A 16,229-nucleotide genomic window follows, 5' to 3' on the forward strand; every position below is an offset into this window, starting at 1 on the left:
TTTATCCCCTAAAATCGATCCCGACGCTGCCAGAGCAGCAGCAGGAAAAACGGTCCGCCAATCAGTGAAATGACAATTCCCGCCGGCAGCTGCAACGGGAGAAATGCCAGCCGCCCGACGTTATCCGCCAGCAGCACCAGCAGCGCGCCCAGTACGGCACTTCCCGTCAGCAGTGCCGTTTGCCCTCCGCGCAGCAGCAGGCGCGCCATGTGCGGGGCAATCAGCCCGACAAAGCCGATACTCCCCACGCAGGAGACGCAGGCCGCGGTGAGCACCACGGGGGCAAACACGCGCAGCAGAGCGAGGCGTGAAGTCCGCACGCCCAGCCCCGTCGCAGTGTGGTTGCCGAGCAAGGCTACGTCTGCGGCGCGTGCGGTAAAGAGCAGCAGCGCAAACGCTGGCACTGTCCAGGCAGCAGCGATGCTGACCAGCGTCCAGCTTGCCGCATGCAGGCTCCCCGCCAGCCACAGCATCGCCGTCTGGACGTCGCGCACGTCGGCGGTCGTCATAAAGACCCCCATCGCGGCGGCAAACGCCCATGACACGCCGATGCCAATCAGGATGAATCGCGGGCGCGAGATATCACGCGCCAGCGCCACTACCAGCAGCGCGGTCAGCAGCCCACCGGCCATGCCGATAAGTGGACGCCAGTACGGCCCCAATCCCGGAAACTGAAAAATCAGCAGCAGCACCGCCGCGCTACAGCCCTCTTTCACGCCGATAAGACCGGGGTCAGCAAGGCCGTTGCGGGTAATGGACTGCATGGCCGCCCCCGCCATGCCGAGCATCGCGCCGCACAGCACCGCCATCAGCAGGCGCGGCAGGCGGATATCCATCACAATGTAATGCGCATCCGCCGTCAGACGTTCAGGATAAAACAGCGCACGTCCGATGGCGGAAGCAGGAATGGGCAGCGAACCGTGCGTCAGGCCAAAACTTAGCAGCAGGAGAGCGGCAAGCGATAATACGGCCAGATACAGCAGCGCCCTCGGGCGAACCAGCGCCGAGAAGGAGAAAAATCGTACTGCCCTCAATCCAGCCCGGTTCATTTGAACATCCTTGACGCCATAAGGATAAAGACCGGCGCGCCGACCAGTGCAGTCATCACGCCGGTTGCCAGCTCATACGGCGTTAACAGCGTACGGGCGGCGATATCCGCCATCAGCAGAACCAGCGCCCCGCAGAGGGCTGAAAGCGGCACCATCACGCGCAGGTCCACCGATACCAGACGGCGAATCAGCTGCGGCACCACGAGTCCGATAAACCCGATCGGTCCGGCAACTGAAACCGCCGCGCCGCACAGCAGGGCGATGGCCAGCAGCGCGAGCAGGCGCGTTTTCAGCAGCGACACGCCAAGCCCCTGCGCCATTCTCTCGCCCAGCGCCAGCATGTTCAGCGACGGCGACAGCCAGAGCGCCAGCGCAAAACCCACGGCAGCGGCCCCCGCGGCGCTAGCGATCGTCTCGCCGATGACTCCCGCCACATCCCCCGCAAGCCAGGTCCGCACGGCCAGCAGCGTCTGTTCATCCAGAATCAACACCGTGGCGGTTATCGATGAGGCAAATGCCGACATTGCCACGCCGCACAGCGTGACCTTCATCGGCGTGAGACCGGTACGCCCGGATGAGGAGAACGTTAGCACCAGCAAAAAGAGCGCGGCGGCGCCAGCTGCGGCTATCAGAGGGCGGCCAAACGGCAGCGACAGCCCGAGGGCACTCGTCAGCACCACCGCCAGCGCCGCCCCTGCATTCAGCCCCAGGATATGCGGCTCGCCGAGCGGGTTGCGGATCACTGATTGCAGCAGCACGCCCGCGACGCCGAGCGCCGCGCCCGCCACCAGGGCGGCGCACAGCCGCATCAAGCGCAGCCTGACGATCACGCTATGCTCAAAATTGCGCGGGTCGAAGTGGAAAAATGCGTCTACTACCGTCCGGGGGGCGATAACGCGCGCCCCGATGCTCAGGTGCGCAATCGCGCCTGCCAGAAGCAGCAGCGTAAAGAGAATAAAGGCCACAGATGTGCGCATCATGGTTTGTCGTCAGCCTGACGGAACGGCATAAAGAACGGCTTGCCGGTCAGCGGGTTAACCGACATATGCACGTCGACGTCAAACACCGCTTTGATCAGCTCCGGCGTGCAGGCGTCGCCCTCATGCAGTACCCCCTCAACCTTTCCCTGACGTAAAAAGACCAGCGAATCACCGTAATTCACGGCGAAGTTGAGATCGTGCAGAACCACCACCACGGTGCGCCCGTGCCGGCGCGTCAGCGTGTGCAGCAGTTCGAGGATCTCCACCTGGTAGCGAAGATCGAGGTACGTCGTGGGTTCATCCAGCAGGATATAGGGCGTTTGCTGCGCCAGCACCATAGCGATCCAGCAGCGCTGGCGCTGGCCGCCGGACAGGCTTTCAACCAGATGATGGGCAAACTCTGCCGTTCCGGTCAGGCGTAACGCCTCTTCCACGGCCCGCTCGTCTTCCTCGCTCCACTGGCGCATCACGTTCTGCCAGGGGAAACGTCCGCGCGAGACCAGCTCAAATACGGTTAACCCTTCTGGAAGCAGCGGAGACTGCGGCAGGATCCCGAGCTGGCGGGCGACCGCTTTGGTTGGTTGCGAGTGGATGGCTTTGCCGTCCAGCACCGCGCTGCCGCCGAGCGGCTGAAGCAGCCGTGCGAGGGTACTTAACAGCGTCGATTTTCCGCAGCCGTTTGCGCCCACCAGAACAGTCATTTTCTGCTGGGGGATCGCAAGGGAGATATCATCAACGATGATTTTTTTCTGGTAACCCGCGGAGAGGTTCTCAAGAACCAGTCCCGGCTTTTTGATGTAGTGAGCCACGTGAACGCCAACGTAAGAAAAAAAACCAACAAATAAAAATAAAACTCATTCTCTTTTGTGAGTTTGCCGCCGCTCCATGTAGTAGTCAAGCGAAGATACACCCTGTAAACCCCAGGGATAATTGAGCATCAACACACAAACTAAAATTCATTTTTATTAATTATTCTCAATATCTTAAACCAGAAAATGATGCGTATTAGTCAGAGAGAAACCTCTGTAGCGAAATTTTTATTTATTTCATTTACTACTACATGCCCTCATGCTTGAATGATTCTCAATTACAAGTCCGATGCCATAGAGGCTAACGGACAGACCGTAAGGGCAATGACTCACACATTCTTCCGCGAGCATTTCATCGCAGGATATTTTGGGAAAACAGATGTAATGGCTAAGTTCACACCTTCATTCGCCGGGGTAAAAGGGCGCGCGCTCTTTTCACTCCTGTTCATGGCGCCTCTGGTGCACGCAGCAGCAAAAGACAGTGAGACGCTTACCGTCACTGCCGATCCTTACGCTTCCACCGACGCCACCAGCGGCTATCAGCCCCTGAACACCTCCACCGCCACGCTGACCAACATGCCGATGCTGGACATCCCGCAGGTGGTCAATACCGTCAGCGATAAAGTGCTGGAAGACCAAAACGCGACCACGCTAGACGAGGCGCTGTATAACGTCAGCAACGTGGTGCAGACCAACACCCTGGGCGGCACGCAGGATGCCTTCGTGCGCCGTGGCTTCGGCGCAAACCGCGATGGCTCGATCATGACCAACGGCCTGCGCACCGTGCTGCCGCGCAGCTTCAATGCCGCAACCGAGCGCGTGGAGGTGCTAAAAGGCCCGGCCTCGACCCTTTACGGTATTCTCGACCCCGGCGGCCTGATTAACGTGGTGACCAAACGCCCGGAGAAAACCTTCGGCGGCTCGATTTCTGCCACATCAACCAGCTTTGGCGGCGGTAGCGGACAGTTTGACGTCACCGGTCCAATTGAAGGTACGCGTCTGGCCTATCGCCTGACGGGGGAGTATCAGGACGAGGATTACTGGCGTAATTTCGGCACCGAACGCAGCACCTTTATCGCCCCGTCTTTGACCTGGTTCGGCGATGATGCCACCGTGACCGTGCTCTATTCGCATCGCGACTATAAAACGCCGTTCGATCGCGGAACGATCTTCGATCTCAACACCAAAAAGGCCGTCGACGTCGATCGCAAAACCCGCTTTGATGAGCCATTTAACGTGACCGACGGTCAGTCCGACCTCGCTCAGCTTAACGCGGAGTATCGGCTCAACAGCCAGTGGACCGCGAAGTTCGACTACAGCTACAGCCAGGATAAGTACAGCGATAACCAGGCTCGCGTGATGGCCTACGATTCAAAAACCGGCAACCTGACCCGCCGCGTGGATGCGACCCAGGGTTCGACCCAGCGTATGCACACAACGCGGGCAGATTTGCAGGGGAACGTGGACATCGCGGGCTTTTACAATGAGATACTGACCGGCGTGTCGTATGAAAATTACGATCTGCTGCGCACGGACATGATCCGTTGTAAGAACGTTAAGGATTTCAATATTTACAACCCGAGCTACGGCAGCCTCGGCAAGTGCACCACCGTCTCGGCAGCCGACAGCGATCAAACCATCAAGCAGGAGAGCTACTCCGCCTACGCGCAGGACGCGCTGTACCTGACCGATAAATGGATCGCCGTTGCCGGACTGCGCTACCAGTATTACACCCAGTACGCGGGCAAAGGCCGTCCGTTTAACGTCAACACCGACAGCCGCGACGACCAGTGGACGCCGAAGCTGGGCCTGGTATACAAGCTCACGCCGGCAGTCTCCCTGTTTGCCAACTATTCCCAGACGTTTATGCCGCAGTCGTCCATTGCGAGCTACATCGGCGACCTGCCGCCGGAAACGTCGAACGCGTATGAAATAGGCGCTAAATTCGACCTGTTCGACGGCATTACCGCCAACATCGCGCTGTTTGATATCCACAAGCGCAACGTGCTGTACACCGAGAGCGTCGGTGATGAAACCGTCGCCAAAACCGCGGGCCGCGTGCGCTCGCAGGGTGTCGAAGTGGATCTCGCCGGATCGCTGACCGAGAACACCAACATTATCGCCAGCTACGGCTATACCGATGCGAAGGTGCTGGAAGACCCGGACTACGCGGGCAAACCGCTGCCGAACGTACCGCGCCATACCGGCTCCCTGTTCCTGACGTACGATATTCACAATGCGTTTGCCGGGAATACGCTGACAATTGGCGGCGGCGGGCACGGCGTAAGCCGCCGCTCAGCGACTAACGGTGCGGATTATTATCTGCCGGGCTATTTCGTGGCGGATGCATTTGCGGCGTACAAAATGAAGCTGCAATATCCGGTGACGCTACAGGTGAACGTGAAGAATCTGTTCGATAAGACCTACTACACGTCGTCGATTGCGACCAACAACCTGGGCAACCAGATTGGCGACCCGCGTGAAGTGCAGTTTACGGTGAAGATGGAGTTTTGACGTAAAAAAGCCCGGTGGCGCTAACGCTTACCGGGCCTACGATCCTAACCCCCTCCCTGTGGGAGAGGGTTAGGGTGAGGGGACATCAGGCCTCAATATCCGCCATATCGCCTTTCTCCTGGAGCCAGTTACGTCGGTCTTCAGAACGTTTCTTGGCCAGCAGCATATCCATCACGGCGTTGGTTTGCTGTTCGTCTTCATCGCTGATGGTCAGCTGCACCAGACGGCGGGTGTTCGGATCCAGGGTGGTTTCACGCAGCTGCATCGGGTTCATCTCGCCCAGCCCTTTAAAGCGCTGAACGTTCGGTTTGCCCTTCTTGCGTTTGAGCTGCTCCAGCACGCCCGCTTTCTCTTCTTCCGTCAGCGCATAGTAGACTTCTTTGCCAAGGTCGATACGGTACAGCGGCGGCAGCGCCACGTGGACGTGACCGTTTTTCACCAGCGTGCGGAAGTGCTTCACGAACAGCGCACAGAGCAGCGTGGCGATGTGCAGACCATCGGAGTCCGCATCCGCGAGGATACAGATCTTGCCGTAGCGCAGCTGGCTCAGATCGTCGCTGTCCGGATCGATGCCGATCGCCACGGAGATGTCGTGTACTTCCTGCGAGGCCAGCACTTCATCAGACGAGACCTCCCAGGTGTTGAGGATCTTACCCTTGAGCGGCATGATCGCCTGATATTCACGATCGCGCGCCTGCTTGGCCGATCCGCCTGCCGAGTCCCCTTCCACCAGGAACAGCTCGGTGCGGTTGAGATCCTGGGCGGTACAGTCCGCCAGCTTGCCCGGCAGCGCGGGGCCGCTGGTCAGCTTTTTACGCACCACTTTCTTCGCCGCGCGCAGGCGACGCTGGGCGCTGGAGATGGCCATTTCAGCCAGCATTTCTGCGGCCTGAACGTTCTGGTTCAGCCACAGGGTAAACGCATCTTTCACCACGCCGGAGACGAACGCCGCACACTGGCGTGACGACAGGCGCTCTTTAGTCTGTCCGGCAAACTGCGGATCCTGCATCTTCACGGAGAGCACGTAGGCGCAGCGGTCCCAGATATCTTCTGCGGAAAGCTTCACGCCGCGCGGCAGAATGTTGCGGTATTCGCAGAACTCGCGCATCGCATCCAGCAGCCCCTGACGCAGGCCGTTGACGTGCGTCCCGCCGAGCAGCGTTGGGATCAGGTTGACGTAGCTTTCCGTCAGCAGCTCACCGCCTTCCGGCAGCCACAGCAGCGCCCAGTCCACCGCTTCGGTGTCACCTTCGAAATTCCCGACGAACGGTTTTTCCGGCAGGGTCGGCAGGCCGTTAACCGCTTCGCACAGGTAGTCGTTCAGACCCTTTTCGTAGCGCCAGCTCTGTTCGGTGTTGTTTACGTGATCTTTAAAGGTGATTTCCACGCCCGGGCACAGCACCGCTTTGGCTTTCAGCAGGTGCGTCAGGCGAGAAACGGAAAAGCGTGGGCTGTCGAAGAAGCTTTCGTCAGGCCAGAAATGGACGCTGGTGCCGGTGTTGCGTTTACCGCACGTCCCGACGACCTGCAAATCCTGCACTTTTTCGCCGTTTTCAAACGCGATGTTATACACCTGGCCATCGCGACGAACGTTCACTTCCACGCGCTTTGACAGGGCGTTAACCACGGAGATCCCCACGCCGTGCAAGCCGCCGGAGAACTGGTAGTTTTTGTTGGAGAACTTACCGCCCGCGTGCAGACGACAGAGGATCAGCTCAACGGCTGGAACACCCTCTTCCGGGTGGATATCTACCGGCATGCCGCGGCCGTCGTCGATAACTTCCAGCGACTGATCGGCGTGCAGGATAACGTCCACGCGTCTGGCATGGCCTGCCAGCGCTTCGTCCACACTGTTATCAATTACTTCCTGGCCCAGGTGGTTTGGGCGCGTCGTATCGGTGTACATCCCCGGGCGGCGGCGAACCGGCTCAAGCCCGGTGAGTACCTCAATGGCATCAGCGTTATAGGTTTGCGTCATGATTTAAGCTAGCAATTCGCATTGATTGTCAGTGGCTGTGCAGTCCAAGAAAATCGACAATCTGGGTGAAATGATCTTCAAAGCCCGTGAAAGCATGGTTACCGCCCTCTTCTACAGTCTGGCGGCAGGATGCGTAATACGCCACTGCCTGGCGGTAATCCAGCACTTCATCTCCCGTCTGTTGCAGCAGCCAGATAAGATCGGGCGCTTCAAGCGGGTCGACCTGCATAACTTTGAGATCGTAAATATGGCGTGACTCTAGCACATATTGTTGGCCGGTGTAGGGGTTCTCGTTTTCGCCAAGAAAGTCCCTTAACAGCTCAAATGGCCGGACCGCCGGGTTGACGACGACAGCGGGTAACATAAAGCACTGCGACAGCCAGGTGGCGTAGTAGCCGCCGAGCGACGACCCGACAACGCCAAACGATTCGCCGCCGTGTTCAAGCACGATCGATTCCAGCATCTCTGCCGCATCCGCCGGATAAGGGGGCAACTGCGGAATAATCATCTCCACGTGGGGATGATTCGCGCTCAGCCACTGGCGAAGCTGCGTCGCTTTCGCCGATCGTGGTGAGCTGTTAAACCCATGCAGATAGAGAAGCGTCGACATCAATAGCCTTCCGAAGCGGTATCCGGGCGGAATTGAGCCCCGGTCAGACGGCAAACTTCGGTGGTCAGCGAGCCATCGGCATGCAGCTCCAGCCAGCGCCAGCCCGGTGCGATGGTATCCAGCGTAAAGTTGGCGCAGTGCGGCTTAAACTGCACGCAGGTAGAGGGCGTCGCGAGCAGGCGGCGACCATTCCAGTCGAGATCCTGTTCCTGGTGAATGTGCCCGCACAGCAAATTTTTCACGCGCGGAAATTTCGCCAGTACGCCGTCCAGCGCCGCAGAGTTGCGTAAGCTGTGCTGATCGAGCCAGCTACAGCCCGCCGGCAGCGGGTGATGATGCAGCAACAGCAGCGTATTGCGATTCGGTTCGGCGGCCAGTTTTGTCTCCAGCCAGTCAAGCTGATAGTCGCTCAACTCACCGTGGGGAACGCCAAACACCTGACTGTCGAGGAGCAGAATTTGCCACTGGTCCCCCGCAAAGACACATTTTGCCGGTGAAATCCCCGCATCCTGAAGCGAACTGTACATAGCGGGTTGAAAATCGTGATTGCCCGGTAGCCAGACGCAAGGCACGCTAAAGCTCGCAATCCCTTCAGCAAAATGCTGATAGGCTGCGGAGGATTGATCCTGCGCCAGATCGCCCGTCGCGACGATCAGATCGCATGGCCGCTTTTCAGCATGGATCGCGTCAAGAACCGCCTGATAACTCTCCCAGGTGTTCACGCCCAGAAGCGTCTCATGCTTTTCGGCAAAAAGGTGGGTGTCGGTGATTTGTAATATCCTGACTGGCGCCCCACCAGCAACAGTCAGGTTCAACAGGCTTTCCAAATGGTGTCCTTAGGTAGGTTTATGACGCTAACAAACCGGAATCGCCATTGCTCCATGTGCTAAACAATATCTTAGCCAGTCGGCTAAAAACTGGTTAATTTGATGCTTTTCGTCGCGTTGATGCAACTTTTTATTCGGGTAATCATACCGCGCTTTAAAGCGAAAGATCTGCTGGCTTGAACACACTTCAGCGACCATCGCGTCATGATAAAGACGTACCGTCATCGACGGCAGGCTCCAGTAGCTGATGCTCGGCGCCGTTTGCTCAATCTCCACCAGCGTAGTGTAGCGCGTTGATTCTGTTATCGTTAACCGATACTGCGCGTTGCTCACCTGATAGCTCACCGTTTCGCCGGGCGCGTCGTTTCGCGGCAGCAGGCGGCGCAGCTGGGCGAAATTGGTTTCGCACAGGCGCATCATTTCTGGGAAGTCAGGTGTATAACGCTTCATTTTTTCCACTCGTGTCGTAATGTCTGATAATGCAGCTGTAGCCATTGCAGAGCGATGACAGACGCTGCGTTGTCGATTTTCCCCTCTTCTACCCACTGGTAAGCCTGCTCCCGACTCACCACATGAACCCGAATATCTTCGTTTTCATCTGCCAGACCGTGGATCCCTTCCGCTGTCCTGGCGTCCACTTCGCCCACCATAATAGATGAACGTTCCGTTGTCCCACCCGGGCTTGCCAGGTAGCTCAACACCGGCTTCGTCCGGCCAACCACCAGGCCCGCCTCTTCCAGCGCCTCGCGGCGAGCGACGTCTTCGACCGACTCACCTTCTTCGATCATCCCGGCCACCATCTCCAGCAACCACGGCGTTTCGCTGGTATCATAAGCCGCAATACGCACCTGCTCGACCAGCACAACTTCATCACGCACTGGGTCATAGGGTAGCAACACAGCCGCATGCCCGCGCTCAAAAATTTCGCGTTTGATTTCACCGCTCATCTCACCGTTAAACAGACGATGCCTGAAACGGTAAAGTTCCATTGAAAAAAAACCGCTATAAAGCGTTTCTCGTGCAATAATTTCTACATCGTTTTTGGCGAAGGTGACAGGCACGTTTTCTGGTTTTTGCATCGGTCGAGTCCTGGTAGCAATGGTGATGAAATTGTGAATTTCAAGGCTGTTTGGCTGCCGTTTGTATGGCTATATGGTAGATTGGAGCAAATTACCGCCAGATGGCACGTTACGCCAACCTTTTGGTGTGGATGATTCTGTTAGAATCGGCAATTATTTTTAATTAGATCAGCGCTAATACTGCTTCACAACAAGGAATGCAAATGAAGAAATTGCTCCCCATCCTTATCGGCCTGAGCCTGACGGGCTTCAGTGCAATGAGCCAGGCAGAAAACCTGTTACAGGTCTACCAGCAGGCACGTCTGGGCAACCCTGATTTACGTAAATCAGCGGCCGATCGTGATGCTGCGTTTGAAAAGATTAACGAAGCACGTAGTCCACTGCTGCCGCAGTTAGGCTTAGGTGCAGATTATACCTACACTAACGGTTTTCGCGATAACAATGGCATCGATTCGAATGCCACCAGCGCCTCTTTACAGCTTACACAAACCCTGTTCGACATGTCCAAATGGCGGGAACTGAGCTTGCAGGAAAAGAGCGCCGGCATTCAGGATGTCACCTATCAGACCGATCAGCAGACGCTGATCCTGAATACCGCGACCGCCTATTTCCAGGTTCTGAGCGCGATTGACGCCCTCTCCTACACCGAAGCGCAGAAACAGGCGGTTTACCGTCAGTTAGATCAAACCACCCAGCGTTTTAACGTGGGCCTGGTCGCCATTACTGACGTGCAGAACGCCCGTTCACAGTACGATACCGTACTGGCTAACGAAGTGACCGCACGTAACAACCTCGACAACGCCCTGGAAGCACTGCGTCAGGTCACCGGTAACTACTATCCTGAGCTGGCCTCTCTGAACGTGGACAGTTTCAAAACGGACAAACCGCAGGCGGTTAACGCCCTGCTGAAAGAAGCGGAAAACCGCAACCTGACCTTGTTGCAGGCACGCCTGAGCCAGGATCTGGCGCGCGAACAGATCCGTCTTGCACAGGATGGTCACCTGCCAACTCTGAGCCTGAGCGCCTCTACCGGCGTATCGGACACCAGCTACAGCGGGTCTAAAACGACCTCTCAGGCCTATGACGACAGCAACGTTGGCCAGAACAAAGTGGGTCTGAGCTTCTCTCTGCCGCTGTACCAGGGCGGGATGGTTAACTCTCAGGTTAAACAGGCGCAGTACAACTTTGTGGGTGCCAGCGAGCAGCTGGAAAGCGCACACCGCAACGTGGTGCAGACCGTGCGTTCTTCCTACAACAACGTAAATGCCTCTATCAGCAGCATCAACGCCTATAAACAGGCCGTCGTCTCTGCCCAGAGCTCACTGGATGCGAACGAAGCGGGTTACTCCGTAGGTACGCGTACCATCGTGGACGTGTTAGACGCAACGACCACGCTGTATAACGCGAAACAGCAGCTCTCCAGCGCACGTTATCAGTATCTGATTAACCAGCTGAACATAAAGCAGGCGCTGGGTACGCTGAACGAGCAGGATCTGCAAATGCTGAACAGCACGCTGGGCAAACCGGTCCCTACGTCGCCTGACAGCGTCGCGCCGGAAAATCCACAGCAGGATGCCGCCGTTGATAATTTCACCCCTAACAGCAGCGCCCCGCTTGCGCAGCCAGCGGCAGCGCGTAGCACCGCACCTGCCAGCAGCGGTACGAATCCGTTCCGTCATTAAGCCTTGCCCGATGGCGCTGAGCTTATCGGGCCTACTTAATCGTAGGCCGGGTAAGCACAGCGCCACCCGGCGCAAAATCACACCTGAACGTAAGCCAACGTAAAGATCCCCCGCATTTCGCTCCTCTTCGCTTCATTTTCAACCACTCATCCTCTATCCTGAGCGTTATTACCACTGGGTCCTGGAAGACAAATATGAAACGGACAAAAACGATGAATCACGCGTCGTTCCGCAAAAGCTGGAACGCACGCCACCTGACACCTGTCGCGCTGGCGGTCACCGCCGTCTTTATGCTGGCAGGCTGTGAGCAAAACGACGAAACGGTTTCGCTGTATCAAAACGCCGACGACTGCGCGAGCGCAACCGGTAAAGCCGCTGAGTGTACGACGGCCTATAACAACGCCCTCAAAGAAGCGGAACGTACCGCGCCGAAATATGCCTCTCGCGAAGACTGTGTAGCCGAATTCGGTGAAGGCCAGTGCCAGCAGGCACCTGCTCAGGCGGGTATGGCACCGGAAAACCAGGCGCAGGCACAGTCCGGCGGCAGCTTCTGGATGCCGCTGATGGCGGGTTATATGATGGGCCGTTTGATGAGCGGCGGTGCGGGCTACCAGCAGCAGCCGCTGTTTAGCTCCAAAAACCCGAACAGCCCGGCCTACGGTAAATACACCGATGCCACCGGCAAGGGTTACGGTGCTGCAACGCCAGGCCGTACGATGACCGTACCGAAAACCGCAATGGCGCCGAAACCAGCCACCACCAGCACCATTACCCGTGGCGGCTTTGGTGAGTCTGTTGCCAAACAAACCACCATGCAGCGTAGTGCGACCGGCTCCTCAACTCGCTCAATGGGCGGCTGATCATGGAACGAGTCAGTATTGTTGAGCGCCCGGACTGGCGCGAAAAAGCCACCGAATACGGTTTCAACTTTCACACCATGTACGGCGAGCCGTACTGGTGTGAAGATGCTTACTATAAGCTCACGCTCGCTCAGGTCGAAAAGCTTGAAGAGGTAACCGCAGAGCTGCACCAGATGTGCCTGAAGGTAGTAGAAAAAGTCATCGACAGCGATGAGCTGATGACCAAATTCCGCATTCCGAAGCACACCTGGAGTTTTGTTCGTCAGTCCTGGAAAACGAACCAGCCTTCGCTCTACTCTCGCCTCGATCTGGCATGGGATGGCGTGGGTGAACCGAAGCTTTTAGAAAACAACGCGGATACGCCAACCTCCCTGTACGAAGCCGCGTTCTTCCAGTGGATCTGGCTGGAAGATCAGGCGAATGCCGGAAACTTGCCCGAAGGCAGCGACCAGTTCAACAGCCTTCAGGAAAAGCTGATTGAGCGTTTCGTCGAACTGCGTGAACAGCACGGTTTCAACCTGTTGCACCTCGCCTGCTGCCGCGATACCGAAGAAGATCGCGGTACGGTTCAGTATTTGCAGGACTGCGCAGCCGAAGCGGAAGTGGCGACGGAATTCCTCTATATCGAAGATATCGGTTTAGGTGAAAAAGGTCAGTTTACGGACATGCAGGATCAGGTCATCAGCAACCTGTTCAAGCTCTATCCGTGGGAATACATGCTGCGGGAAATGTTCTCTACCAAACTGGAAGACGCCGGCGTGCGCTGGCTGGAACCGGCCTGGAAGAGCATTATCTCCAATAAAGCCCTGCTGCCGATGCTGTGGGAGATGTTCCCGAATCACCCGAACCTGCTGCCTGCTTACTTTGCTGAAGATGATTTCCCACCGATGGAGAAATACGTCGTTAAGCCAATCTTCTCCCGTGAAGGGGCAAACGTCTCGATTATCGAAAACGGTAAAACGCTGGAAGCGGTTGAAGGGCCGTACGGTGAAGAAGGGATGATCGTCCAGGCGTTTTATCAACTGCCGAAGTTTGGCGACAGCTATACGTTGATCGGCAGCTGGCTTATTAACGATCAGCCTGCCGGGATTGGCATTCGCGAAGATCGCGCGCTGATTACGCAGGATCTGTCGCGTTTCTACCCGCATATTTTCGTCGAGTAAGACTTGCCCGGTGGCGCTACGCTTACCGGGCCTACGCTCAATATGTAGGTCGGGTAAGGCGAAGCCGCCACCCGACATGTTTTTACCCCACCTGCACCGACAGCATACTCAAGCTCCCCATCTCAATACCGTCGACCGGGATTGTAATAACCTCCTGACCATCCCACGCGCCTAATACATACAGCAATGGCAAGAAGTGTTCCGGCGTCGGGTTAGAGAGCGAACCGCCGTCGTGATCCAGATAGTTCACCAAAGGGTGTCGTTCGGCCGGCCCTTGCCAGGTCAGGTTGTCTTTTACATAGTCATTAAAGGCTGTTGCCCAGGGGTACGGCGTATTTTCACCGTGCCAGCGTACCGTACGCAGATTGTGTACCACGTTGCCACTGGCAATCAGCATGATGCCCTCATCACGAAGCGAAGCCAGCTTACGCCCCATCTCCATGTGCCAGGCAGCCGGTTTGGTGCTGTCGATACTCAGTTGCACCATCGGGATATCGGCATCCGGATACATTTTGATCAACACCCCCCATGAGCCGTGGTCAAAGCCCCAGGCTTCTTTGTCCAGCGCAACCGGAACAGGGGCGAGCAGATCAACCAGCCGCTGCGCCAGCTCGGGGGAGCCCGGAGCAGGATAATGCGTGTCATACAGCGCCTGCGGAAAGCCGCCAAAATCATGAATCGTTTTTGGCGCTTCCATGGCCGTCACACCGGTACCCCGGGTAAACCAGTGCGCAGAGACCACCACAATTGCCTTCGGACGCGGTAACGTCTCACCCAGCTGACGCCAGGCACGGGTATAGACGTTATCTTCCAGGACGTTCATTGGGCTGCCATGGCCTAAAAACAGTGCTGGCATACGAGAAGAAGACATGGTGATATCCTTAGAGGAGGTGTCAATGTGATGGGCCTACATTACGCGCATTCAGGTGAAGATGAACGCAGATAACCGTGAAGATCATCATCAGGAAATTTGAATGTCAGATATAGCTTAAGGAGAATGCATGTCAGTACCGTTGATTTTGACCTTACTCGCGGGCGCCGCAACCTTTATCGGTGCGTTCCTCGGGGTACTCGGGCAAAAACCCTCTAATCGCCTTCTGGCCTTCTCGCTGGGTTTCGCCGCCGGGATCATGCTGCTTATCTCGCTGATGGAGATGCTGCCCGCCGCGCTTCACACCGAAGGTATGTCGCCTGTTCTGGGCTATGGCATGTTTATCATTGGACTGCTGGGTTATTTTGCGCTCGACCGTATTCTTCCTCACGCGCACCCGCAGGATTTAATGCAAAAAAGCGTTACCCCCATCCCGGGCAATATCAAACGCACGGCCATTCTGCTGACGCTGGGTATCAGCCTGCATAACTTTCCGGAAGGTATCGCCACCTATGTCACGGCCAGCAGCAACCTGGAAATGGGTTTTGGTGTGGCGCTGGCCGTGGCTTTGCACAATATTCCTGAAGGACTTGCCGTTGCCGGGCCCGTTTATGCCGCCACGGGTTCAAAACGTACGGCGGTCTTTTGGGCGGGTATCTCCGGGATGGCTGAAATTCTCGGCGGCGTGCTGGCGTGGCTGATCCTCGGTAGTCTCGTCTCCCCGATTGTGATGGCTGCAATTATGGCTGCCGTGGCCGGGATTATGGTCGCGCTCTCTGTCGATGAGCTGATGCCGCTGGCGAAAGAGATCGATCCCAACAATAACCCCAGCTACGGCGTACTGTGTGGAATGTCAGTGATGGGGATGAGTCTGGTACTGCTGCAAACGGCCGGTATTGGCTAAGAATTTATGCCTCCGTTTTATACGGAGGCTATATATTATTCAAAAAAACAATCCTATATATTTCACCTATAATAACCTGAAAAATATAGACCTGTTAAAATCCCGAAAAACCACGCCTCTTAAGATAGCCTGCAAATATTAATTAAAACCATCTAAAAATATATTTAAGTCATGTTAATCGCGTCTCCCCACCCCAATTCGTATACTTCGCGAGTATTCTGAAATTAATATTCACATTATGAATCACTCTGAAAAAGGATATTTTCATGTATATGGGTAAAAAACTACTGTTAGCGACGGCTATGGCAGTCATTGTATCGGGTGCTGCTTTTGCAGATGATCAAGGCTCAGGAAAAATCAAATTCAAAGGTATTGTTATTGACGCACCGTGCAGTATCGCACCAGACAGCGTTGATAAAGAAGTCGATCTGGGTGAAGTGACCACGGCTGTTATCAACGCCAACAAAAAATCTACCCCGGTTCCGGTCGATATCAATCTGGAAAACTGCCAGCTTGACGATCCGGCAGACGAGACCGACACGCCAATTACCAAAGTGGATGTGACCTTTACCAGCGCAGCGACAGACGCGGCGGATACCAGCCTGATGAGCAACACCTATGCAAGCGGTGCGCAGAACGTGGGGGTGCGTCTGCTGGATAACGCGGAGTCTGCTATCACACTGGGAGAAGCCAACGAGGTTGAGTTGCTGGCGGGTTCAACCACCCAGACGCTGCATTTCAAAGCGGTTATGGAAGTCCCTACAGGTAAAACTGCGACGGCAGGCCAGGTTGAAGCCACGGCTAACTACCTCCTGATGTACAAATAATTCTGTTACGTCACGGCACCAGCCGACTGGTAATTCATGCCGGTCGGCACTCTCTATTTACTCGAGTAACAGGATG

At 56.3% G+C, this 16,229-nt stretch carries 15 protein-coding genes; 6 read left to right on the forward strand and 9 right to left on the reverse strand.

Translation table 11 applies throughout. The features are described 5' to 3' along the window. Positions 1-8: 8 nt before the first annotated feature. From SK50_RS21175 to SK50_RS21185, 3 genes are read right to left on the reverse strand one after another with little or no spacing between them, the layout of a single operon-like run. Complete coding sequence (locus SK50_RS21175; protein ID WP_017692658.1) at positions 9-1,049, reverse strand: FecCD family ABC transporter permease; 1,041 nt, start codon at positions 1,047-1,049, stop codon at positions 9-11. Continuing rightward, the gene (locus tag SK50_RS21180; protein ID WP_045344006.1) at positions 1,046-2,029 is read right to left on the reverse strand and encodes a FecCD family ABC transporter permease; all 984 of its coding nucleotides are present in this window, start codon (positions 2,027-2,029) and stop codon (positions 1,046-1,048) included. The genes SK50_RS21175 and SK50_RS21180 overlap by 4 nt, the downstream gene beginning before the upstream one ends. Next, positions 2,026-2,838 carry an ABC transporter ATP-binding protein gene (locus SK50_RS21185; RefSeq protein ID WP_017384046.1) on the reverse strand — a complete coding sequence of 271 codons (813 nt, stop codon included), beginning with the start codon at positions 2,836-2,838 and terminating at the stop codon, positions 2,026-2,028. The genes SK50_RS21180 and SK50_RS21185 overlap by 4 nt, the downstream gene beginning before the upstream one ends. A 384-nt stretch (positions 2,839-3,222) precedes the next feature. On the opposite strand from SK50_RS21185, the gene SK50_RS21190 reads away from it, so the two are divergent. Continuing rightward, on the forward strand, positions 3,223-5,352 hold the full coding sequence (locus SK50_RS21190; RefSeq protein ID WP_032672006.1) for a TonB-dependent siderophore receptor: 2,130 nt from the start codon (positions 3,223-3,225) through the stop codon (positions 5,350-5,352). A gap of 85 nt (positions 5,353-5,437) precedes the next feature. Here SK50_RS21190 and parE read toward each other — a convergent pair whose 3' ends face one another. The 5 genes from parE to nudF are packed head-to-tail and all read right to left on the reverse strand — an operon-like array spanning position 5,438 to position 9,846. Beyond that, positions 5,438-7,330, reverse strand: coding sequence for a DNA topoisomerase IV subunit B (gene parE / locus SK50_RS21195; protein ID WP_017384044.1), 1,893 nt, complete (start codon positions 7,328-7,330; stop codon positions 5,438-5,440). A 28-nt stretch (positions 7,331-7,358) separates the two neighbouring features. Continuing rightward, complete coding sequence (yqiA, locus tag SK50_RS21200; RefSeq protein WP_015571888.1) at positions 7,359-7,940, reverse strand: esterase YqiA; 582 nt, start codon at positions 7,938-7,940, stop codon at positions 7,359-7,361. Beyond that, positions 7,940-8,767: a 3',5'-cyclic-AMP phosphodiesterase gene (gene cpdA, locus SK50_RS21205; RefSeq protein WP_017384043.1), complete on the reverse strand. Its 828-nt coding sequence runs from the start codon at positions 8,765-8,767 to the stop codon at positions 7,940-7,942. Before cpdA ends, yqiA begins: the two co-directional genes overlap by 1 nt. A gap of 27 nt (positions 8,768-8,794) precedes the next feature. Continuing rightward, positions 8,795-9,217, reverse strand: coding sequence for a DUF1249 family protein (locus tag SK50_RS21210; RefSeq protein ID WP_003862516.1), 423 nt, complete (start codon positions 9,215-9,217; stop codon positions 8,795-8,797). Then, positions 9,214-9,846, reverse strand: coding sequence for an ADP-ribose diphosphatase (gene nudF, locus SK50_RS21215; protein ID WP_015571889.1), 633 nt, complete (start codon positions 9,844-9,846; stop codon positions 9,214-9,216). The genes SK50_RS21210 and nudF overlap by 4 nt, the downstream gene beginning before the upstream one ends. Before the next feature lie 203 nt (positions 9,847-10,049). Between nudF and tolC the strand changes: the two genes are divergently transcribed. From tolC to SK50_RS21230, 3 genes are all read left to right on the forward strand, one after another. Next, a complete protein-coding gene (gene tolC, locus SK50_RS21220; RefSeq protein ID WP_017384041.1) occupies positions 10,050-11,528 on the forward strand; it encodes an outer membrane channel protein TolC in 1,479 nt (492 codons plus the stop codon). 194 nt (positions 11,529-11,722) lie between these two features. Next, positions 11,723-12,388: a DUF1190 family protein gene (locus SK50_RS21225; protein WP_017384040.1), complete on the forward strand. Its 666-nt coding sequence runs from the start codon at positions 11,723-11,725 to the stop codon at positions 12,386-12,388. A gap of 2 nt (positions 12,389-12,390) precedes the next feature. Beyond that, on the forward strand, positions 12,391-13,551 hold the full coding sequence (locus SK50_RS21230; protein ID WP_017384039.1) for a glutathionylspermidine synthase family protein: 1,161 nt from the start codon (positions 12,391-12,393) through the stop codon (positions 13,549-13,551). Between the two features lie 82 nt (positions 13,552-13,633). Here SK50_RS21230 and ygiD read toward each other — a convergent pair whose 3' ends face one another. Beyond that, on the reverse strand, positions 13,634-14,422 hold the full coding sequence (gene ygiD, locus SK50_RS21235) for a 4,5-DOPA-extradiol-dioxygenase (protein WP_017692656.1): 789 nt from the start codon (positions 14,420-14,422) through the stop codon (positions 13,634-13,636). 130 nt (positions 14,423-14,552) lie between these two features. On the opposite strand from ygiD, the gene zupT reads away from it, so the two are divergent. Further along, positions 14,553-15,326 carry a zinc transporter ZupT gene (gene zupT, locus SK50_RS21240; RefSeq protein ID WP_015571892.1) on the forward strand — a complete coding sequence of 258 codons (774 nt, stop codon included), beginning with the start codon at positions 14,553-14,555 and terminating at the stop codon, positions 15,324-15,326. A gap of 266 nt (positions 15,327-15,592) precedes the next feature. Continuing rightward, entirely contained in the window at positions 15,593-16,153 is a 561-nt protein-coding gene (locus SK50_RS21245; protein ID WP_045344007.1) for a fimbrial protein, read from the forward strand. Positions 16,154-16,229 lie beyond the last annotated feature (76 nt).

Source organism: Enterobacter sp. BWH64, assembly GCF_001037645.1.
Lineage (GTDB): Bacteria > Pseudomonadota > Gammaproteobacteria > Enterobacterales > Enterobacteriaceae > Enterobacter > Enterobacter hormaechei_C.